This is a genomic window from Streptomyces cucumeris (genome assembly GCF_024295805.1).
Taxonomy (GTDB): Bacteria; Actinomycetota; Actinomycetes; order Streptomycetales; family Streptomycetaceae; genus Streptomyces; species Streptomyces cucumeris.
In genome coordinates this window covers 270,579-291,677 of sequence record NZ_JANCLX010000008.1, presented here as the reverse complement: position 1 = coordinate 291,677, position 21,099 = coordinate 270,579, and the positions used below count along the sequence as shown (strand labels likewise).

Annotated in this window: 19 protein-coding genes and 1 riboswitch; of the genes, 15 read left to right on the top strand and 4 right to left on the bottom strand. The window is 70.1% G+C overall.

The features are described 5' to 3' along the window. Nucleotides 1–32: 32 nt before the first annotated feature. On the bottom strand, nucleotides 33–1,469 hold the full coding sequence (locus NMK44_RS15470; protein ID WP_254743308.1) for a cysteine desulfurase/sulfurtransferase TusA family protein: 1,437 nt from the start codon (nucleotides 1,467–1,469) through the stop codon (nucleotides 33–35). Nucleotides 1,470–1,785: 316 nt separating this feature from the next. On the opposite strand from NMK44_RS15470, the gene ctaC reads away from it, so the two are divergent. The 4 genes from ctaC to NMK44_RS15450 all read left to right on the top strand — a co-directional run bounded on the left by ctaC (nucleotide 1,786) and on the right by NMK44_RS15450 (nucleotide 6,364). Then, entirely contained in the window at nucleotides 1,786–2,748 is a 963-nt protein-coding gene (gene ctaC / locus NMK44_RS15465) for an aa3-type cytochrome oxidase subunit II (protein WP_254743305.1), read from the top strand. Beyond that, on the top strand, nucleotides 2,745–4,484 hold the full coding sequence (gene ctaD, locus NMK44_RS15460) for an aa3-type cytochrome oxidase subunit I (protein ID WP_254743302.1): 1,740 nt from the start codon (nucleotides 2,745–2,747) through the stop codon (nucleotides 4,482–4,484). Before ctaC ends, ctaD begins: the two co-directional genes overlap by 4 nt. Next, a complete protein-coding gene (locus NMK44_RS15455; RefSeq protein ID WP_254743299.1) occupies nucleotides 4,481–4,879 on the top strand; it encodes a cytochrome c oxidase subunit 4 in 399 nt (132 codons plus the stop codon). Before ctaD ends, NMK44_RS15455 begins: the two co-directional genes overlap by 4 nt. Before the next feature lie 231 nt (nucleotides 4,880–5,110). Beyond that, nucleotides 5,111–6,364 (top strand): L,D-transpeptidase, encoded by a 1,254-nt coding sequence (locus NMK44_RS15450; protein ID WP_254743296.1) that lies wholly within the window; start codon nucleotides 5,111–5,113, stop codon nucleotides 6,362–6,364. A gap of 46 nt (nucleotides 6,365–6,410) precedes the next feature. Here NMK44_RS15450 and NMK44_RS15445 read toward each other — a convergent pair whose 3' ends face one another. Beyond that, the gene (locus NMK44_RS15445) at nucleotides 6,411–6,812 is read right to left on the bottom strand and encodes a DNA-binding transcriptional response regulator (protein ID WP_254743293.1); all 402 of its coding nucleotides are present in this window, start codon (nucleotides 6,810–6,812) and stop codon (nucleotides 6,411–6,413) included. Nucleotides 6,813–7,011: 199 nt separating this feature from the next. Between NMK44_RS15445 and ctaE the strand changes: the two genes are divergently transcribed. From ctaE to NMK44_RS15415, 6 genes are all read left to right on the top strand, one after another. After that, a complete protein-coding gene (ctaE, locus tag NMK44_RS15440) occupies nucleotides 7,012–7,632 on the top strand; it encodes an aa3-type cytochrome oxidase subunit III (protein WP_254743290.1) in 621 nt (206 codons plus the stop codon). A gap of 72 nt (nucleotides 7,633–7,704) precedes the next feature. Beyond that, complete coding sequence (gene qcrC / locus NMK44_RS15435) at nucleotides 7,705–8,514, top strand: cytochrome bc1 complex diheme cytochrome c subunit (RefSeq protein WP_254743287.1); 810 nt, start codon at nucleotides 7,705–7,707, stop codon at nucleotides 8,512–8,514. Further along, entirely contained in the window at nucleotides 8,511–9,566 is a 1,056-nt protein-coding gene (qcrA, locus tag NMK44_RS15430; protein WP_254743284.1) for a cytochrome bc1 complex Rieske iron-sulfur subunit, read from the top strand. Before qcrC ends, qcrA begins: the two co-directional genes overlap by 4 nt. After that, entirely contained in the window at nucleotides 9,563–11,200 is a 1,638-nt protein-coding gene (gene qcrB / locus NMK44_RS15425) for a cytochrome bc1 complex cytochrome b subunit (protein WP_254743281.1), read from the top strand. The genes qcrA and qcrB overlap by 4 nt, the downstream gene beginning before the upstream one ends. Before the next feature lie 222 nt (nucleotides 11,201–11,422). Further along, a complete protein-coding gene (gene trpD / locus NMK44_RS15420; protein ID WP_254743278.1) occupies nucleotides 11,423–12,496 on the top strand; it encodes an anthranilate phosphoribosyltransferase in 1,074 nt (357 codons plus the stop codon). Between the two features lie 85 nt (nucleotides 12,497–12,581). Next, nucleotides 12,582–12,699: riboswitch (SAM riboswitch) on the top strand. A gap of 198 nt (nucleotides 12,700–12,897) precedes the next feature. Continuing rightward, nucleotides 12,898–14,283 (top strand): aminotransferase class V-fold PLP-dependent enzyme, encoded by a 1,386-nt coding sequence (locus NMK44_RS15415; protein ID WP_254743275.1) that lies wholly within the window; start codon nucleotides 12,898–12,900, stop codon nucleotides 14,281–14,283. Between the two features lie 45 nt (nucleotides 14,284–14,328). Here the strand turns inward: NMK44_RS15415 and NMK44_RS15410 are convergent, their stop codons facing one another. Together NMK44_RS15410 and NMK44_RS15405 are read right to left on the bottom strand one after the other, a co-directional pair. Next, complete coding sequence (locus NMK44_RS15410) at nucleotides 14,329–14,610, bottom strand: Lrp/AsnC family transcriptional regulator (protein ID WP_254743272.1); 282 nt, start codon at nucleotides 14,608–14,610, stop codon at nucleotides 14,329–14,331. Then, entirely contained in the window at nucleotides 14,607–15,329 is a 723-nt protein-coding gene (locus NMK44_RS15405) for a rhomboid family intramembrane serine protease (protein WP_254743269.1), read from the bottom strand. The genes NMK44_RS15410 and NMK44_RS15405 overlap by 4 nt, the downstream gene beginning before the upstream one ends. A 163-nt stretch (nucleotides 15,330–15,492) precedes the next feature. On the opposite strand from NMK44_RS15405, the gene NMK44_RS15400 reads away from it, so the two are divergent. The 5 genes from NMK44_RS15400 to NMK44_RS15380 all read left to right on the top strand — a co-directional run bounded on the left by NMK44_RS15400 (nucleotide 15,493) and on the right by NMK44_RS15380 (nucleotide 21,064). Next, nucleotides 15,493–15,738, top strand: coding sequence for a hypothetical protein (locus NMK44_RS15400; protein ID WP_254743266.1), 246 nt, complete (start codon nucleotides 15,493–15,495; stop codon nucleotides 15,736–15,738). An 18-nt stretch (nucleotides 15,739–15,756) separates the two neighbouring features. Continuing rightward, nucleotides 15,757–17,118, top strand: a complete 1,362-nt coding sequence (locus NMK44_RS15395; protein WP_254743263.1) for an NYN domain-containing protein — start codon at nucleotides 15,757–15,759, stop codon at nucleotides 17,116–17,118. Between the two features lie 271 nt (nucleotides 17,119–17,389). Beyond that, nucleotides 17,390–18,415, top strand: coding sequence for a C40 family peptidase (locus NMK44_RS15390; RefSeq protein WP_254743260.1), 1,026 nt, complete (start codon nucleotides 17,390–17,392; stop codon nucleotides 18,413–18,415). A 274-nt stretch (nucleotides 18,416–18,689) separates the two neighbouring features. Beyond that, entirely contained in the window at nucleotides 18,690–19,742 is a 1,053-nt protein-coding gene (locus tag NMK44_RS15385) for a C40 family peptidase (RefSeq protein ID WP_254743257.1), read from the top strand. 44 nt (nucleotides 19,743–19,786) lie between these two features. After that, nucleotides 19,787–21,064 (top strand): hypothetical protein, encoded by a 1,278-nt coding sequence (locus NMK44_RS15380; protein WP_254743254.1) that lies wholly within the window; start codon nucleotides 19,787–19,789, stop codon nucleotides 21,062–21,064. Nucleotides 21,065–21,099 lie beyond the last annotated feature (35 nt).

The window sequence follows — 21,099 nt, the reverse complement described above, 5'->3', positions numbered from 1 at the left end:
GGACCGGCGGACGCCGGGGGCGGCGCCGGGAATCAGGTGCGGCGGCGGACCCGGTAGGCGACCCCGCGCTCGGCCGGGCGCTCCCCCTCGTACTCCTGGTCCCGCATGGCGCACCAGGCCGGGATGTCCAGCCGGGCCGCCTCGTCGTCGGACAGCACCGTGACCACCCCGCCCACCGGGACCTCGCCGATCACCTTGGCCAGCTCGATCACCGGGATCGGGCAGCGTTTGCCGAGCGAGTCCACCACCAGCCCGGGTCCGGCCTCCGCCGCCCCGGCCGGGGACCCGGCCTCCGCAGCCCCGGCCACCTCGGGGGGCGGTCCCGCCGCCTCCGGGGCGCCGAGCCGGCCGCGGACCTCCCGCACCACACCCGGCAGCAGCTCCAGGAACCGGTCCACCTCGGTCGCGTCCGTCCCCCGCGGCAGCGAGACCCGGATGTTGCCCTCGGACAGCACCCCCATCGCCCGCAGCACATGGCTCGGGGTCAGGGTGGAGGAGGTGCAGGAGGAACCGGACGACACCGAGAACTCCGCGCGGTCCAGCTCATGCAGAAGTGTCTCCCCATCGACATAGAGACACGAGAAGGTGACCAGATGCGGCAGTCTCCGCCGCGGGTCGCCCACCACCTCCACATCCGGCACCAGCTCCGGCACCCGGGCCCGGATCCGGTCCACCAGGGTCCGCAGCCGTGCCGCCTCGGCGTCCGCCTCCGCGCGCACGGCGCGCAGTGAGGCGGCGGCGGCGACCACGGCCGGGAGGTTCCCGAACCCGGGGGAGCGGCCCGACTCCCGTTCGTCCGCCGGTCCCTGGGGCGCGAAGCGCACCCCCTTGCGGACGGCGAGCAGTCCCACTCCCGGGGGGCCGCCCCATTTATGGGCGCTCGCGGTCAGCAGCGACCACTTCCCCTCCACCGCGCCCCAGCCGACCGACTGCGCCGCGTCCACCAGCAGCGGTACGCCCGCCTCCGCGCACGCCTCCGCGGTCTCGGCCACCGGCTGCACCGTGCCGACCTCGTGGTTGGCGGACTGCAGACAGGCCAGCGCGGTGGGACCCGGGGCCTCCCGCAGGGCGAGCGCATAGGCGTCCGGTGCGACCCGTCCGGTGCGGTCCACCGCCACCTCGGTCACCGTGCCGCCGCCCGCCTCATGGGCGGCCGCGGCATGCAGCACCGCGGAGTGCTCGACGGCGGAGACGATCAGATGACGGCCGGCCCGGCGGCGCCCCGCGAGCGCTCCGGCAATACCGTCGTGCAGTGCGCGTGTCCCCGATGGGGTGAACACCAGCTCGTCGGGGCGGCAGCCGACGGCCTCCGCCGCCGCCTCCCGCGCGGCGTCCAGCAGCAGCCGGGCGCGGCGCCCCTCGCGGTACAGCCGCGCGGGGTCGGCCCACCCCTCGTCCAGGGCGGCGAGCAGCGCCTGCCGGGCGACGGGGTGCAGCGGAGCGGACGAGGCCGCGTCGAAGTAGGACACATGGGAACGCTAACCGGTGGGTGCCGCGGGGAGCCGTGACGGCGACCGGAACCGGTGCCACCGCCCTCGTCCGCCGCTCCCGATCCGGGGGTCCTCAACACCCCGTACCGGGGCGAAAACCGCTGGCTGAGCCGGTGATTCCACCCCTTCGGGGTGCGGCCCGGCGCGTTGGGCACCCTGGCCGCGCGGCCCCAAATAGCGTCCAGTAGGGTTTGGTCCGCATAAACATCCAAACCCCTGCCCGCACCGGGCCGGCGACCGACCAGACAGATCGCCGCCGCTGACCGCGCGGGCGAGACTCTCGGGAAGGCGCTACGTGAGTCCCAACGGCTCCGACCGCTCGTCGCGGCGCCCGGTGCGGCGGAAGCTGCTGCAGGCGCTGGCCGCGGGCTTGGTCCTGGCGACCGCCACCGGTTGCACATCCAAGGACTTCCCCCGCCTCGGAATGCCCACCCCCGTCACGGAGGAGGCGCCGCGGATCCTCTCCCTGTGGCAGGGCTCGTGGGCGGCTGCGCTCGCCACGGGCGTTCTGGTCTGGGGCCTGATCCTGTGGGCGGTCATCTTCCACCGCCGCAGCAGGACCAAGATCGAGGTTCCCGCGCAGACCCGGTACAACATGCCCATCGAGGCGCTGTACACCGTGGTCCCGATCATCATCGTCTCGGTGCTGTTCTACTTCACCGCGCGCGATGAGACCGAGCTCCTCAAGACCTCCAAGAAGCCGGACCACGTCATCAACGTCGTGGGCTACCAGTGGAGCTGGGGCTTCAACTACATGGAGAACGTGGACGGGAAGGTCACCACTCCGAAGCAGAACGCCAAGGAGATCGAGGCCATCCCCAACCGGATGCTCTCCGCGGTGCCCAAGGGCGCCGAGGGCGTCTACGACGCCGGTGTGCCCGGCCAGCGGAACCCCCAGAACGGCAACCCCGGTCCCACCCTGTGGCTGCCGAAGGGTGAATCGGTCCAGTTCATCCTGACCTCCCGCGATGTCATCCACTCGTTCTGGGTGGTCCCCTTCCTGATGAAGATGGACGTCATCCCGGGTCACACCAACCGCTTCGAGGTCACCCCGAACCGTGAGGGCACCTTCATGGGCAAGTGCGCCGAGCTCTGCGGCGTCGACCACTCCCGGATGCTCTTCAACGTCAAGGTAGTGTCGCCCGAGCGCTACAAGCAGCACCTGAAGGACCTGGCGAAGAAGGGCCAGACCGGCTACATCCCGGCGGGCATTGAGCAGACGGACGCTGCCAAGAACGCGGAGACCAATAACACATGAGCATCCTCAACGAACCTCAGGGTGCCGACGCCACCGCCTCGTACGAGGACGAGTTGCCCGTGCGCCGCAAGCAGCCCGGCAATGTCGTCGTCAAGTGGCTGACCACCACCGACCACAAGACGATCGGCACGCTCTACCTCGTCACGTCGTTCGCGTTCTTCTGCATCGGCGGTCTGATGGCGCTCTTCATGCGCGCCGAGCTGGCCCGCCCGGGCACGCAGATCATGTCGAACGAGCAGTTCAACCAGGCGTTCACCATGCATGGCACGATCATGCTGCTGATGTTCGCCACCCCGCTGTTCGCGGGCTTCACGAACTGGATCATGCCGCTGCAGATCGGTGCGCCCGATGTGGCGTTCCCGCGGCTGAACATGTTCGCGTACTGGCTGTACCTCTTCGGTTCGCTGATCGCGGTGGGCGGTTTCCTCACCCCGCAGGGCGCGGCCGACTTCGGCTGGTTCGCCTACTCCCCGCTGTCGGACGCGGTCCGGTCGCCGGGTGTGGGCGCGGACATGTGGATCATGGGTCTGGCCTTCTCCGGCTTCGGCACGATCCTCGGTGCGGTCAACTTCATCACCACGATCATCTGCATGCGCGCTCCGGGTATGACGATGTTCCGGATGCCGATCTTCGTCTGGAACGTCCTGCTCACCGCGGTCCTGGTGCTGCTGGCCTTCCCGGTGCTGGCCGCCGCGCTGTTCGCCCTGGAGGCGGATCGTAAATTCGGGGCACATGTCTTCGACGCGGCCAATGGCGGCGCCTTGCTCTGGCAACACCTCTTCTGGTTCTTCGGCCATCCAGAGGTGTACATCATCGCGCTGCCGTTCTTCGGGATCATTTCCGAGATCATTCCGGTCTTCTCCCGCAAGCCGATGTTCGGCTACATCTCGCTGATCGCCGCGACGATCTCGATCGCCGGTCTGTCGGTGACGGTCTGGGCGCACCACATGTATGTGACGGGCGGCGTACTCCTACCGTTCTTCTCGTTCATGACGTTCCTGATCGCGGTCCCGACCGGTATCAAGTTCTTCAACTGGATCGGCACCATGTGGAAGGGGTCGCTGAGCTTCGAGACCCCGATGCTCTGGGCGATCGGCTTCCTGATCACCTTCACCTTCGGTGGTCTGACCGGTGTCATCCTGGCCTCGCCGCCGATGGACTTCCATGTCTCGGACTCGTACTTCGTGGTGGCCCACTTCCACTACGTGGTGTTCGGCACCGTGGTCTTCGCGATGTTCGCCGGCTTCCACTTCTGGTGGCCGAAGTTCACCGGCAAGATGCTGGACGAGCGGCTCGGCAAGATCACCTTCTGGACGCTGTTCATCGGCTTCCACGGCACGTTCCTGGTGCAGCACTGGCTCGGTGCGGAGGGCATGCCCCGCCGCTACGCCGACTACCTGGCGGCCGACGGCATCACCACGCTGAACACGATCTCCACGATCGCCTCGTTCCTGCTCGGTCTGTCGATCCTGCCGTTCTTCTACAACGTCTGGAAGACCGCCAAGTACGGCAAGAAGGTCGAGGTCGACGACCCGTGGGGCTACGGCCGTTCGCTGGAGTGGGCGACCTCCTGCCCGCCGCCGCGGCACAACTTCCTCACGCTGCCGCGGATCCGTTCCGAATCTCCGGCCTTCGATCTGCACCACCCGGAGATCGCGGCGCTCGACCAGCTCGAGAACCACGGGGCCTCCGACGATGACAAGGCCCTCACGGGCGGCAAGGAGGCCGGCAAGTGAAGGTCCAAGGCCGGATGTTCATCTGGCTCGCCGTCTTCATCCTGATCATGGCCATCGTGTATGGCGTGTGGTCCAAGGAACCGGCGGGCACCACGGCGCTCTTCCTCGCCTTCGGCCTGAGCATCATGATCGGCTACTACCTGGCGTTCACCGCGCGCCGGGTGGATGTCGGGGCGCAGGACAACAAGGAAGCGGACGTCGCCGACGACGCCGGTGAGCTGGGATTCTTCTCCCCGCACAGCTGGCAGCCGCTCTCCCTGGCCGTCGGTGGCGCACTGGCCTTCATGGCGGTGGCCTTCGGCTGGTGGCTGCTCTACTTCTCGGCTCCGGTCATCATGGTCGGTCTGTTCGGCTGGGTCTTCGAGTACTACCGGGGCGAGAACCAGAACCAGTAGTCGCTCTTCTTCATGGCTCACCGCGGGGGGCCGCCCCCCCCGCCACAGGTGGCGGGCCCCCCCGGGCCACCCCCCGCCGCTGTTGTCTTTTTATTATCGGCCCCCGCGGGGGCCCGGCACCCCTTCCCGGGGGGCCGGGCCCCCGCGGGCATCTCCCGGCGCTCCAGCGGGTGTCACTCCGGTGCTCCACTCCGCGCGCGCGTCCCCGGCGGCCGTTCATAGCGTGTGTCCATGAGCCACACATCGCGATCACCTCGAACCCGGGCGGTGCTCACCTGCACCCTGCTGGTGGCGTCGCTGATAGCGGGACTCAGCGGCTGCGGGGGGCCCTCCTCCAACCCGCTGTCCGCCAAGCCGTACGACGCCGCCGACCAGATCTCGTTCAGCGGCGACGGCGATGAGAACCACCGTGCCGATCCGGACAAGCCGCTGGAAGTGACGTCCAAGGGCGACGACGGCCGGATCACGGACGTCACCGCCACCGACGCCGCGGGGCGCTACGTACGGGGCGAGCTGACCGAGGACGGCAGCCGCTGGCGCAGCACCGTGCCGCTGGCCGCCGGAGCGCACTACACGCTCCGGGTGAGCACGGAGGACTCCAACGGGTCCCCGGGCCGCCGGACCATCGACTTCACCACCAGCTCCGCCCGCAAGCTGCTGAAGGTCACCTTCGGGCCCAAGGCGGGGGAGTACGGCGTGGGGCAGCCGGTCACCGCGAAGCTGAGCAGAGCGGTGAAGGACCCCTCGGCGCGGTCGGTGGTGGAGCGTGCCCTGAAGGTCGACTCCCAGCCCGCGGTGGACGGTGTCTGGCACTGGGTGGACAACAAGACCCTGCACTACCGTCCGCAGGACTACTGGCCCGCCCACGCGACCATCAACGTGCACTCCAACCTCAAGGGCATCAGGATCGGCGGCGGGCTCTACGGCGGTGACGCCAAGACGCTGCGGCTGACCACCGGTGACCGCATCGAGGCCCTCACCGACTCCGGTACCCACCAGATGACGGTGAAGCGCAATGGAGTGCCGATCCGGACCATCCCCATCACCACCGGTATGCCCGGATTCGACACCCGCAACGGCACCAAGGTGATCCTCGCCAAGGAGTCCGCGGTGCGGATGACCGGCGCCAGTATCGGCCTCGGCAACTCCTACGACCTGATGGTCTACTGGGCCACCCGGGTCACCTGGAGCGGTGAGTACGTCCACGCCGCCCCGTGGTCCACCGGCGCCCAGGGCGTGGCCAACGTCAGCCACGGCTGTACGGGTATGAGCACGGCCAACGCCCAGTGGTTCTTCAACACCGTGAAGCTGGGCGATGTCGTCAAGGTCGTGAACAGCAATGGCGCCGATATGACGAACTTCGACAATGGCTACGGCGACTGGAACATGGCCTGGAACGACTGGCGTCAGGGCAGCGCCCTCGCCGCCGGTCAGCGGGACGGCTCGACCCCGGCCGACTCGGCCCGGCTCCGGCCCCAGGTGTGACGGTGGCGACAGCCGTGACCGCCGCGACCGCAGGAGACCCCTGAGGTCAGGCGCTCACGGCCAGCCGCTCGCGGATCAGCCGGGCCAGCGCGTCCGCCAGGGCCACCGGGTCCACCGGATGCGTGACAGCGGCCTCCGCGCGGCTCCAGGTGGCCAGCCAGGCGTCCTGCGGGCGGCCGATGAGCAGCAGCACCGGCGGACAGCGGAAGATCTCGTCCTTGATCTGCCGGCAGACGCCCATCCCGCCCGCGGGCACCGCCTCGCCGTCCAGCACACAGACGTCGATCCCGCCTTCCTCCAGCGCCGTCAGCACGGCGGGGAGGGTCGCGCACTCCACGAACTCCACCGGGGGCACATCGGCCGCGGGCCGCCGTCCGGTGGCGAGCCGCACCTGCTCGCGGGTGCTCGCGTCGTCGCTGTAGACCAGCACCGTGGCGGTAGGCCGCATCGTGTCCTCCGGATGAACTAAGTGATCCGCTGGGCTCCTGAGGCGGATGCTACTCCGGTACAGCCGCTCGGAGGAGGGGGCGTACGGATCTCTACCCCCTTCGGGGGACCGGCCGGAGGCCCCTCGACGAGCAGGGCCGATGGCCTTGACACTCCGAACGGTACCCCCGGGAGTGAGGGCTGGATAAGCGACCGACATAATGTCGGTCGTGGCGACAGCAACAGCAACAGATACCGGGCACGCGCACCCGTCGGTCAACCGGCCGAACCTCACCAGCGTCGGAACCATCATCTGGCTGAGTTCCGAGCTGATGTTCTTCGCGGCCCTCTTCGCGATGTACTTCACCCTGCGATCGGTGACCGGAGCCGAGCACTGGAAGGAAATGGCGTCCGCGCTGAACTTCCCGTTCTCCGCGACGAACACCACGATCCTGGTGCTCTCCTCCCTCACCTGCCAGCTCGGTGTCTTCGCTGCCGAGCGTGGCGACGTGAAGAAGCTGCGCACCTGGTTCGTGATCACCTTCATCATGGGCGCGATCTTCATCGGCGGTCAGATCTTCGAGTACACCGAGCTGGTCAAGCACGAGGGGCTCTCGCTCTCGTCCGACCCGTACGGCTCGGTGTTCTACCTGACCACCGGCTTCCACGGCATGCACGTGACAGGCGGTCTCATCGCCTTCCTGCTGGTCCTGGGCAGGACGTACGCGGCCAAGAGGTTCACCCACCAGCAGGCGACGGCAGCCATCGTCGTGTCCTACTACTGGCACTTCGTCGATGTCGTCTGGATCGGCCTCTTCGCCACGATCTACATGATCAAGTAAGCCGGTCTCCGCACCGGCGGAACCACGTCCTTAAACGCATCGACGCAGAAGATCCTGACACCGGGGTAATCCGTGAAAAAGCTCTCCGCACGACGGCGCCATCCGCTGGCTGCGCTCGTCGTCCTACTCTTCGCGCTGGCGGTCACTGGGGGGCTGTACGCCGCGTTTTCGCCGAGCGAGGCGAAGGCCGATGACAGCTCCGCCCAGTCCCTCGCCATCGAGGAGGGTAAGAAGCTCTACGCCGTCGGCTGCGCCAGCTGCCACGGCACGGGCGGTCAGGGGTCCTCCGACGGCCCGAGCCTGGTCGGCGTCGGGTCCGCCGCGGTCGACTTCCAGGTCGGTACCGGCCGGATGCCCGCCCAGCAGCCGGGCGCCCAGATGCCGAAGAAGAAGAAGGTGTACACGGACGCCGAGATCGAGCAGCTCTCCGCGTACATCGCCTCGCTCGGCGCCGGTCCGTCGACGCCCACCAAGAGCCAGTACGACATCGAGGGCGCGGACGTCGCGAAGGGCGGAGAGCTCTTCCGCACCAACTGCGCGCAGTGCCACAACTTCGCCGGCAAGGGCGGTGCCCTCACCAACGGCAAGTACGCGCCCGCCCTCGACGATGTGAGTCCGAAGCACCTCTACGAGGCCATGCAGACCGGCCCGCAGAACATGCCGTCCTTCCCCGACACCACGCTGCCGGAGAAGAACAAGCAGGACATCATCGCGTACCTGGACACGGTCAACAGCGACAAGTCCAAGACCCCCGGTGGCCTTGAGCTCGGCGGGCTCGGCCCGGTCAGTGAGGGCCTGTTCGCCTGGGTCTTCGGCATGGGCGCCCTGATCGTCCTCACCATCTGGGTCGCCGCCCGGACCGCAAAGGCCAAGAAGTCATGAGTAGCCACGAGATTCCAGAAGCAGACGAGCTGCCCGAGAAGCGGGAGTCCGCCGAGGGCGCCGTCCAGGTCTCCGAGGACCCCTTCGCCGACCCGGGCATGCCGCCCCACGAGCACCGCAAGCAGGACATCGACGAGCGGGCCGCCCAGCGCTCCGAGCGCACCGTGGCCCTGCTCTTCACGTCCTCGATGGTGGCCACGATCGCGTTCATCGCCGCGTACGTGGCGATCCCGGTCGACAAGTACATCTATGTCTTCCCGATCGGCCACATCAGCGCGCTCAACTTCGCGCTCGGCCTGACGCTCGGCGTCGCCCTCTTCGGTATCGGCGCGGGCGCGGTCCACTGGGCCCGCACCCTGATGTCCGATGTGGAGATCGCCGACGAGCGTCACCCGATCGAGGCCAGCCCCGAGGTCAAGGCCAAGGTCATGGAGGACTTCCGGGCCGGTGCCGCCGAGTCCGGGTTCGGCCGCCGCAAGCTGGCGCGGAACACCCTCTTCGGCGCCCTGGCGCTGGTCCCGCTCTCCGGCCTGGTGCTGCTGCGCGACCTCGGCCCGATGCCCGGCACCAAGCTGCGGCACACCAAGTGGGCCAAGGGCAAGCTGCTGATGAACCAGAACACCATGCAGCCGCTGCGCCCCGAGGACATCATCGTCGGCTCGCTGACCCCCGCCCTGCCCGAGGGCCTGGAGGAGGACCAGCACGACTTCCAGACCGAGATCGCCAAGGCCGCCCTGATGCTGGTCCGGCTCCAGCCGGAGAACATCAAGGACAAGCGCGAGCTGGAGTGGTCGCACGACGGCATCGTGGCGTTCTCGAAGATCTGCACGCACGTCGGTTGCCCGATCAACCTGTACGAGCAGCAGACGCACCACGTCCTGTGCCCCTGCCACCAGTCGACCTTCGACCTCTCCGACGGTGGCCGAGTGATCTTCGGTCCCGCCGGGCATGCGCTGCCGCAGCTGCGCATCACGGTGAATGACGAGGGGTACCTCGAGGCCATGGGCGACTTCTCGGAGCCCGTCGGTCCTGCTTTCTGGGAGCGCGGATGAGTACTGCACGGGACAACGACGCGCAGCGGCGCGGAAAAGCGCCCGCGGGCGAGCGCGTTGCCGACTGGGCCGACAGCCGGCTGGGCATCTACAGCCTCGCCAAGGCCAATATGCGCAAGATCTTCCCGGACCACTGGTCCTTCATGCTGGGTGAGGTCGCGCTCTACAGCTTCATCATCATCATCCTCACGGGTGTGTATCTGACGCTGTTCTTCCACCCCAGCATGAGCGAGGTCGTCTACCACGGCCCGTACGAGCCCATGCAGGGTGTGCGGATGTCGGAGGCGTTCGCTTCCACGCTCGACATCAGCTTCGAGGTGCGCGGCGGTCTGCTGATCCGGCAGATCCACCACTGGGCCGCGCTGATCTTCCTCGCCGCGATGTTCGTGCACATGATGCGCGTGTTCTTCACCGGCGCGTTCCGCAAGCCGCGTGAGATCAACTGGCTGTTCGGCTTCCTGCTGTTCTTCCTCGGCATGCTGACCGGCTTCACCGGCTACTCGCTCCCCGACGACCTGCTCTCCGGTACCGGTCTGCGGTTCATCGAGGGTGTGTTCCTGTCGGTCCCGGTCATCGGCACCTACATCACGATGTTCGTGTACGGCGGCGAGTTCCCGGGCACCGACCTGATCGCCCGGCTCTACCCGGTCCACGTCCTGCTGCTGCCGGGCATCATGCTCGGTCTGCTGGTGGCGCACCTGATCCTGGTCTTCTACCACAAGCACACGCAGTACCCCGGGGCCGGAAAGACCAACAAGAACGTGGTCGGCATGCCCCTGCTGCCGGTCTACATGGCCAAGGCGGGCGGCTTCTTCTTCCTGGTCTTCGCCGTGATCGCGGTCCTCTCCGCGATTGCCACGATCAACCCGATCTGGACCATCGGCCCGTACCGGCCGGACCAGGTGTCCACCGGTGCCCAGCCGGACTGGTACATGGGCTTCGCCGAGGGTCTGGTCCGTGTGATGCCCGGCTGGGAGATCAATATCTGGGGCCACACGCTCGTCCTGGGCGTGTTCATCCCGATCGTGCTCTTCCCGGTCGTGCTGCTGGCCATGGGTGTCTACCCGTTCATCGAGTCGTGGATCACCGGCGACAAGCGTGAGCACCACATCCTGGACCGTCCGCGCAACGCACCGACCCGCACCGCCTTCGGTGTGGCGTGGCTGACCGCGTACTTCGTGATGCTGGTCGGTGGTGGAAACGACCTGTGGGCCACCCACTTCCATCTGTCGATCAACTCGATCACCTGGTTCGTCCGGATCGGCTTCTTCCTCGGCCCGGTGCTGGCGTTCATCGCCACCCGGCGGATCTGCCTCGGTCTCCAGCGCCGCGACCGCGACAAGGTGCTGCACGGTCGGGAGACCGGCATCATCAAGCGGCTGCCGCACGGTGAGTTCGTCGAGGTCCATGAGCCGCTCTCGCAGGAGCAGCTGCACACGCTGACCCAGCACGAGCAGCCGAAGCCCTACGAGGTCGGCCCGGAGGTCGACGAGAACGGGGTCGCGCGGAAGATAAAGGGTTCGCAGAAGCTCCGCGCGAAGCTCTCCAAGAGCTACTACGGCGAGCAGGCTCAGATCCCGAAGCCGACCCGCGAGGAGTACCAGGAGATCACCAGCGGCCACGGCCACCACTGATCCCCGCAGGTCAACCGCTGACGCCACAGACCAGGGCCCCGGCCCGGACCACCACGGTCCGGCCGGGGCCCTGGCCGTTGCGCGGTCCCGTGGTCCCGCGCGGTGTCCGGCATACGGGCGCGCGGCATCCGGGGCTGTGGCGCCGATAGGCTGATGGCGGGGCCGCCGCCGCCCGCGCGGACCCCGTTTCCCCTGCCCACCCCACGGATCCAGGAGCGGACCATGGACGTTGTGACCCCAGCCGGAGGCGACAGCACCGCGACGGCCCGCACCTGGCCGGATGTCCTCACCTCGCTGCTCGCCGGCCAGGACCTCAGCGCCGATGACACCGCCTGGGCCATGGACCGGATCATGCGCGGGGAGGCCACCGACGCACAGATCGCCGGATTCATCGTGGCGCTGCGCGCCAAGGGCGAGACCGTGGACGAGGTGACCGGACTCGTCCGCACCATGTACGAGCACGCCACGACGATCGAGGTCCCCGGAGACACGGTCGACATCGTCGGCACCGGTGGCGACCGCGCGAAGACGGTCAATATCTCCACGATGTCGGCGCTGGTGGTGGCCGGTACCGGGGCACGGGTGGTCAAGCACGGCAACCGCGCCTCCTCCTCCGCCAGCGGCGCCTCCGATGTCCTGGAGAAGCTGGGCGTCAATCTCGAACTGACCCCGCGGCGGGTGGTCGAGGTGGCCGGGGAAGCCGGGATCACCTTCTGTTTCGCGGTGAAGTTCCACCCGTCGCTGCGGCATGTCGCGGCCGCCCGCCGCGAACTGGGCATCGCCACCACCTTCAACATCCTCGGCCCGCTGACCAACCCGGCCCGGGTGCGCACCCAGGCGACCGGTGTGGCCGATGCCCGGATGGCGCCCATCGTGGCCGGGGTGCTGGCCGACCGCGGCTCCTCCGCGCTGGTCGTCCGGGGCGACGACGGTCTGGACGAGCTGACCGTGACCGCGACCTCCCAGGTGTGGGTGGTGCGGAACGGCACGGTGCGCCAGGAGACCTTCGACCCGCGGGATGTCGGGATCGAGCTGGTGCCGGTGGAGGCCCTGCGCGGCGCGGACGCCTCGTACAACGCGGATGTGGCGCGCCGGCTGCTGGCGGGTGAGACCGGTCCGATCCGGGACGCGGTGCTGCTCAACTCGGCGGCGGCGCTGGCCGCGCTGGACCCCGAGCCGGGCGCCAGGACGCTCACCGAGCAGATCGCGGACGGACTGTCGCGCGCGGCGGAGTCCATCGACTCGGGCGCGGCACGGAACGCCCTGGAGCGATGGGTGCGCGCCAGCAACGCCTGAGCGCGGCCCGGTGTTGCGCACCGCCCCTGCCCGGATGCCGGACAGGGGCGGTGCGCCGTTTCCCGGTATGGCATACTCCTGGCCAGGTCACGAGCGACAGCGACTACGGCCCCGGCCCGCTGTCCGGCAACCCTCCGTCCGTGGCGGGGTGCCCCGGGTGATGACCAGGCCGCAGGCAGCGAGGTCTGCGGCAAGCGCGGACCCCTCGCACTAGGGGTCCTGGTGGTCGAGGGAGCTCTTCCGTGACGCAGCGAATGCTTTAGGGCCGGACGGCCCGTACCCCCACCCTCCGCGCGGTGCCCCGCTCCGCGTGTCGAGCGATTCCCCACGCCCGTACCGGCGGTGAGCCGCCGGATCCGCGTGTGACGCATTCATGCCTTCACCCTCCGGGAGACTTCGCCATGTCCGTGCGCCCTGCTGCCCCTGTTGCCCACGCCTCCTCCGCCGATGTCTGTACGCCGCTGCCCGTGCTGGGTGCGGACGTTCGGGTGCCGCTGGTCACCGGTGGTGAGGTGACCTACGCCGCGCTCGACTACGCCGCCAGCGCCCCGGCCCTGAAGCGGGTGTGGGACGACGTCGCCGCCTACGCCCCGTACTACGGCAGCGTCCACCGCGGTGCCGGATACCTCTCGCAGCTCTCCACCGATCTGTTCGAGAACAGCCGCCGGGACGTCGCTGCGTTCCTCGGCTGCCGCGAGGACGACCAGGTCGTCTTCACCCGCTCCACCACCGACTCGCTGAACCTGCTGGCCGCGGCGCTGCCGTCGGGCACCGAGGTCTTCGTCTTCGAGACCGAGCACCACGCCTCGCTGCTGCCGTGGGAGCAGCGCGAGGACATCCGCGTGCGCTACCTCAGCGCGCCGCGCTCCCCGCGGCAGGCCGTGGAGACGCTGGAGCGGGCGCTCGCCGAGCGGGCCGGGGGCCCCGCGCTGGTGTGCGTGACGGGCGCCTCCAATGTGACCGGTGAGCTGTGGCCGGTGCGGGAGCTGGCCGCCGCGGCCCACGCCCACGGCGCCCGGATCGTCCTCGACGCCGCCCAGCTCGCCCCGCACCACCCGGTGGACATCGCGGCGGAGGACGTCGACTGGGTCGCCTTCTCCGGGCACAAGCTGTACGCGCCCTTCGGCGCCGGGGTGCTCGCCGGACGGGCCGACTGGCTCCAGGAGGCACGGCCGTACCTGGCGGGCGGCGGCGCCAGCCGCAAGGTCGCCCGGCGGGACGACGGCGGGGTGGACGTCGAGTGGCACACCACCCCCGCCCGGCACGAGGCGGGCTCGCCGAACGTCATCGGCGTCTACGCCATCGCCTCCGCCTGCAGGGCGCTGACCGAGGCCGGGTTCGACGGTCTGGTCGCCCGGGAGCGGGAGCTGATCGCCGCGGTGCGGGAGGGTCTGGCGGAGGTGCCCCAGGTGCGGGTGCTCTCGCTGTTCGGCGACGACGCCCCGCGGGTGGGCGTGCTGTCCTTCGTGGTGGACGGCTGGAACAGTTCGCACTTCGCCGCCGCGCTCTCCGCGGAGTACGGCATCGGCGTCCGTGACGGCCTCTTCTGCGCCCATCCGCTGGTCCGCACGCTGCTGGGCAGCGAGCCGGAGGAGCCGGGCGAGTGCGGGGCCCCGGAGGCCGCTCCCGGTGAGCGCTCGCTGAACGCGATCCGGGTCAGCTTCGGCGCCGGCACCCCGGACGAGCATGTGGACCGCTTCGTCCGCGCGGTCAAGGAGCTGGTCCGCGACGGTGCGCGGTGGACCTACCGCACCGAGGACGGCCGCTGCGTCCCCGCCCGCGGCTGACCGGCTCCGGGGCGGTAGCCCGCCCCGGAGCCCCGGGGGGAGGGCCTAGCCGTCGAGGCCGATCGCGAAGGCCGCTTCCAGGTCGTGCTGGGAGTAGGTGCGGAAGGCGATATGCGTCTCGGTGGAGGCCACGCCGGGGACCTTGCTGATCTGGCCGGGGATGATGTCCGCGAGGTCGTCGTGCTCGGCCACCCGCACCATCGCGATCAGGTCGTGCGCGCCGGTGACCGAGTAGACCTCGCTCACGCCCTCCAGCGAGGCGATCTTCTCGGCGATCTCCGGGATCCGGTCCACGCTGGTCTTGATGAGCACGATCGAAGTGATCACGGCTGGCTTTCTCCCTCGCTGGCCCTGGCTGCGCCGCCCACTCTAGCCGTCCGTCCGAAGCGGGCCCACGCGTAGAGGAAGCCGAGCGCGAAGCCCACCAGATGGGCCAGATAGGCGACCCCCGGACGGTCGTCGGCCTCCCGGGCGGCGAGCCACTGGAGGGCGACCCAGAAGACCAGGACCGCCCAGGCGGGGAAGCGCAGCGGCAGGAAGAACAGGAACGGGAAGAGACTGGTCACCCGGGCCCGCGGGAAGAGCCACAGGAACGCGCCCAGGACCCCGGAGATGGCTCCGGAGGCGCCGACCAGGGTCTGACCCGACTCCGCATGCGCCGCGGCGTAGCCCAGCAGCGCCAGATAGCCGGTGGCGAGATAGAAGAGGGCGAATTGCACTCGTCCCATGCGCTCCTCGGTCATAGCGCCGAAGACGTAGAGGAACAGCATGTTTCCGAGGAGGTGCAGCCAGTTCCCGTGGACGAAGAGCGCGGTGAGCGGTGTCAGCGGCTGATCGGGTCCACCGCTCCACAGGGCGCTGGGGATTACCCCCCAGCGCTCGAAGTACGTGGACTGCGCCTGGAGCAGCTCCCCGCCCGTGCCGTACTCGGGGTTGAGGCCGGAGGCCGGTCCTAGGACGAAGATCAGGCAGCAGATGACGATGAAGGTGTACGTCATCAGGGGGCGGCCGGACGTCTCGCCGGAACCCTCAGACGTATCGATCATGGCCAGATCATCGCGTACCGGGCACAACCTGCCCAGAGCGCCTCGCCGCGCTGCGCCGAGGGGCGGTACGGGCACGGCACGGGCCAGGGCTCAGGCCGTAGGGTTACAGGACGCCCCCTGAGCCACCCGAGAGACGAGCAGAGAAGCGAGGACGCGAGAACCGATGGCCGTTCCCACGCCGACCGACGAGACCCGCTGGCGTTGCACGCTGTGCGGCAACCTCACCCGATTCGATGTGACCCGCTCGACGAAGGCCGTGGAGTATGTCCATCTCGACCTGGCCGGGGAGCCGAAGGTCGAGGAGCGCGAGGTGGTCAGTGAGACCATTGAGTCAGTGCGCTGCCGCTGGTGCAACGCGGTCGATCAGATCGAGCTGGTGGACCGGCCGAGTACCGGTGCGAGCGCCTGAGAACGGGAGCGATGACAGGTGGTGGAGCGGACGGGCGGCCCCGGGGCGGCCGGTGACGCCGAGGGCGTCACCGAGGCGCTCGACCGCCCCCTGCCGGAAGGGGTGCGGCGGCGTGTCGTGGCGCTCGTCGCGGATGCCTTCGGCGGCCTGACGGTCACCGAATTGCCTCCCCAGTTGCGGCAGTACGCCCGTTTCACCCCGACCCGCCGGGCCAAGTTCGCGGGGAATGCGATGGCCGCCGCCGTGGAGAGCGACCCGGTCTTCCGGCAGCGGATCGCGGCCCGGCTGCGCGAGACCCAGCCGGAGCTGGCGGACGCCATCGAGGGCGGTTCGCCGCCCGCCGCGGCCGATCCGGTGGATGTCGCCGCGGTGGCCTACGTCCTGCGTCCGACCGGGTGGGTGAAGCTGGTCGACGCGGCCGGTGAGGAGGCGCAGCGCGCCTCCGCCGAGCGGGCCGGTGAGGAGGCCACCCGTGAGCTCCAGCGGCTGCGCGAGGAACTGGCCGAGGCCAGGGCCGGCGCGCGTAACGAGGCCGAGCGGGTGCGCGGGGAGCTGGAGGCGGCGCGCAAGGAGGGTGACGCGCTCCAGCGCAAGCTGCGCAGCGCGCAGAGCGATGTGAAGCGCGGCGCGGCGGCGCTGCGCAAGGCCGAGGCCGAGCTGGAGGCCGTCCGGTCCGAGGCGGCGGCGCGGCAGGCGACCGCGGACGGTGAGGCACGGCGGCTGCGGGCCCGGCTCGCGGAGACCGAGTCGGCGCTGGAGGCGAGCCGCCGCGCGGTGCGCGAGGGCCGCAGCGTGGAGGACATGCGGGTGCGGCTGCTGCTGGACACGGTGCTGGACGCGGCGCAGGGCCTGCGGCGTGAACTGGCGCTGCCGCCCGCCTCGATGCGCCCCGCCGAGACGGTGGACGCGGTGGAACCGGGCCGGATGACGCCGAAGGACATAGCGACCAGGGCGCTGTCCGAAACCGATCCCGCCCTGCTGGACCAGTTGCTCGCACTGCCGCAGGCGCATTTGGTGGTGGACGGTTACAACGTCACCAAAACGGGTTATCCGACCATGCCGTTGGAGAAGCAGCGGCTGAGGCTGCTGGGCGGTCTCGCGGTGCTGGCGGCCCAGACCGGTGCGGAGATGACCTGTGTCTTCGACGGTGCGGAGCTGGCGGCCCCGGTGCTGCTGGCGCCGCCGCGCGGGGTCCGGGTGCTGTTCAGCAAGCCGGGGGTCACGGCGGATGAGCTGATCCGGCAGTTGGTGCGGGCCGAACCGCCCGGCCGTCCGGTGGTCGTGGTGTCGACCGACCGCGAGGTGGCGGACGGAGTGGCGCGCGCCGGAGCCCGCCCGGTGGCATCGGCCCTGTTGCTGAAGCGACTTACCCGGACCTGAGCGAAGTCTGATTATCAGCACACTGTCAATTGGCCGTTACTGCCCGTGGGATGTTTGTAAAAGATGTGCTCGGAGGGGCACTTTTTTGCCGTTGGGATTTGAACGGATCACGCCAGGGTCACTATCGTCGGCTCGAACCTCCGCGCGGTTGATCATCCATCGGGGATGACAGTGGAGGTACCGCCGAGTCCGCAAGCCTTTTTCTGCGGAGCCGGGGTTTCGACCCCCCACCCACCCGGTAGGCGGCTGGAGGAAGAAGGAGCTCGCCTTCGTGGCGTCCCACCGTCGACCCAAGCAGCCGAGCCGTACTCGGGTGACCGTTCTGACCGCGACTGCCGCCGCGGCCGTCGCCCTCACCTCCCAGGCCGCCCAGGCTGCCCCCAAGCAGGACAAGAAGGACGTCAAGGAACAGGTCGACAAGCTCTACGAAGAGGCGGAGCAGGCCACCGAGAAGTACAACGGGGCCAAGGAGAAGCAGAAGAAGCTGGAGAAGCAGGTCGGCGACCTCCAGGACAAGGTGGCGCGCGGCCAGGAGGAGCTCAACAAGCTCCGTGACGGCCTCGGTTCGATGGCCACGGCCCAGTACCGCTCCGGTGGGATCGACCCCTCCGTGCAGCTCCTGCTCTCCTCCGACCCGGACACCTACCTCGACAAGGCGTCCACCCTCAGCCAGTTGAGCGGTAAGCAGGCCGAGTCGCTGCGCAAGATCGGCGACAAGCAGCGCGCCCTCAAGCAGCAGCGCGAGGAGGCGTCCACCAAGCTCACCGACCTGGCGGACACTCGCAAGGCGCTGGGCGAGAAGAAGTCGCAGATCCAGGGCAAGCTCTCCAAGGCCCAGAAGCTCCTCAACACCCTCACGGCCAAGGAGCGCGCCGCCCTCGCCGCCAAGGAGCAGGAGCGCGCCAACCGTTCCAACGAGCGGGTGAACCTCGGCGACGACGTGCCGGACTCGCAGCGGGCCGCCGCCGCGCTGGCCGCCGCCAAGACCAAGATCGGCTCCCCCTACGTCTGGGGTGCGACCGGTCCTTCCTCGTTCGACTGCTCCGGTCTCACCGGCTGGGCCTACCAGCAGGCCGGGGTGCAGCTCCCCCGTATCTCCCAGGACCAGGCCAACGCCGGCACCCGTATCGGCCGTGGCGAGCTCAAGCCCGGCGACCTGGTGCTCTTCTACGGCGATATGCACCACATAGGTCTGTACGCGGGCAACGGGCAGGTGCTGCACGCTCCCAAGCCCGGCGCCAACGTCCGCTACGAGTCGATGGACAACATGCCGTTCCAGTTCGGCGTGCGGATCTGAGCCGCTGAGCGGCGCTCCGCCCGAGCGCTCTCCGGGCCAGGTGTCATAAACAGCGGGAAAGCCGTCCGTTCGGGCGAATCCCCACAACTGCCCCTGGCTCCCGCCCCGTCGGTGACCTGCGTCTCCGGCGGGGCGTCCGTATGTCCGCCGCGCTTCCCGCGTTTGGACCGTGCGTGATCGCGCGGCTACCGTCTGTCCGCAGTTCGTTCCGGCCCCACGGAACCCGATACTGCGGAACCCGGTACAGCGGGCCCGCGGAAGGAGTGCGGCTTTCATGACGTCATGTCGCCGCGTCCCGAAGCCCGGCCCGTCCCGGGTGACCGTCTGGACCGCCGCCACGGCGGCCGCCGCGGCCTCCGCCGCCGCGCTGGGCGCCGGTACCGCCGGTGCCGAGCCGTCCGACCGCGCCGAGGGCCACCCCGCCGCCCGGCGGCTGAGCGACCGCGTCGAGCGGCTCTACGCCGAGGCGGAGCGGGCCACCGAGCGCTACAACGCGGCGGAGGCCCGCACCGACGCCCTGCGCCACCAGGTGGACCGGATCCAGGACCGCGTGGCCCGCGGCCAGGAGCGGGTCAACCGGATGCGGGTGGCCCTCGGCGCGTTCGCGGGCGGGCAGTACCGCTCCGGCGGTATCGACCCCGGGCTCGCCCTGATCCTCTCCGAGGAGCCCGCCGCCTACCTTGAGAAGGCCACCACCCTGGAGCGCATCGGCCACCGCCAGAACGCCCAGCTCCGGGTGTTCCAGGGCGCCCAGCGCACCCTGCGCCAGCAGCGCGCCGCGGCCGCCGGGAAACTGGTGCGGCTGGAGGCCGGGCGGAAGGCCGTCGCCCGTCACAAACGGGAGGTACGGCGCAAGTTGGCCATCGCCCGGCGGCTGGTCGACGAACTGCCCCCGGACGAGCGGTCGGCGTACGCACGGGCCTCGCGCGGCGGACGTGACCCCGAGCCCGGCGCCCTCGCCGGATCCCTCCCGGCGTCCTCCTCGCGCGCCGCGGCGGCGTTCGGCGCGGCCCGCGCCGCTCTCGGCAGACCGTACGCCTGGGGCCAGGCCGGGCCCACCGCCTTCGACTGCTCGGGGCTGACCCAGTGGGCCTACGCCCACGCCGGGGTGGCCATCCCGCGTACCTCACAGGCCCAGTCCGGAGCCGGACAGCGGGTGCCGCTGTCCCAGGCCCGCCCCGGTGATCTGGTCGTCTACCGCGCCGACGGCAGCCATGTGGCGATGTACGCGGGCAACGGCCAGGTGATCCACGCCCCGCACCCCGGGGCTCCAGTCCGCTACGACCCCGTCGGCATGATGCCGATCTCTTCCGTCACACGCGTCTGAGACACTCGTCCGACCCCGGGCCCGCGGGCTCGTACGATCTAGGCGTGGCGGGTCGGTGGAGGTCGGGTGGATGGCGGGCGCTGGTGTGCCTGCCGCTGGTGTGGGCGCTGCCGCTGGGGGCGCTGACCGGATGCGGGGCGGTGGCCTCCTCCGACGACGGCGTGGGCCGGGACGGCCGGGCCGTACAGCAGCTTCTCGACCGGCGGTCCGCGGCGGTCCGCGAACGGGACGCCGCCGCCTTCCTGGCCACCGTGGACCACGGCTCCCGGCGCTACCGGGACGAGCAGCGCCGGGTCTTCCGGCAGCTTGCCGACGTACCGCTGCGCTCCTGGAACTACCGGCTGGTGCGCACCGGCGGTTTCCAGCCGTCCCTGGGCACCGGCCGCCGGCTGGCCGCCCAGGTCGAACTCCGCTACCGGCTGGACGGATACGACACCGCGCCGGTGGTCTCCGCCCAGCACCTGACGCTCGCCCAGCACTCCGGCCGCTGGTACGTGGCCTCCGACGACGGTGTGGTCGACGGCAAGCACTCCGGTGAACAGCTCTGGGACCAGGGCCCGGTGGAGGTGGTGCGCGGCGCCCACAGCCTGGTGCTCGGCGTCGGCCAGCGGCGGGGGCTGCTGCGCGAGGTGGCCGACGCCGCGGACCGCGCGGTGCCCTCCCTCAGCAGGGTCTGGCCCGGTGCCTGGGCCGGGCGGGTGGTGGTCCAGGTCCCCGCCGACCTGGACCGGATGGCCGCACTGCTCGGCGCCTCCCCGGACGGCTACCGCGGGATCGCGGCCGTCACCACGGGCGAGGTCGGCGGGAACGACGACGATCCGTCGCCCGCCGACCGCGTGATCGTCAATCCCGATGCGTACCGGGTGCTCGGTGACTTCGGCCGCCAGGTCGTGATCACCCACGAGACCGCGCACGTCGCCACCCGCACCGCCACGACCGCGTCCACCCCGCTGTGGCTGTCCGAGGGGTTCGCCGACTGGGTGGGCTACCGCACCCCCGGCCGCACCCCGGATCAGGTCGCCCCGGAGCTGGCCGACTCCGTGGCCTCCGGCCGGACGCCGCGCACCCTGCCCCGCGACGACGACTTCCGCTTCGGCAGCGACCCGGACCGGCTCTCCCAGGCATACGAACAGGGCTGGCTGGCCTGCCGTCTGATCGCCGACCGGTGGGGACGGCGGAAGCTGGTGGAGTTCTACCGTGAGGTCGGCCAGGCGCCGCGGCGGTCCGGGGCGGTGGAATCCGCCCTGCGCCGGGTGCTGGACGTGGATCTCGCCGAGTTCACCGACCGGTGGCGCGCCTATGTGGTGAAGGAGCTGGCCTAGGGCGTGTCCGCGACGTCGCGCCGGATCGGCCCGCG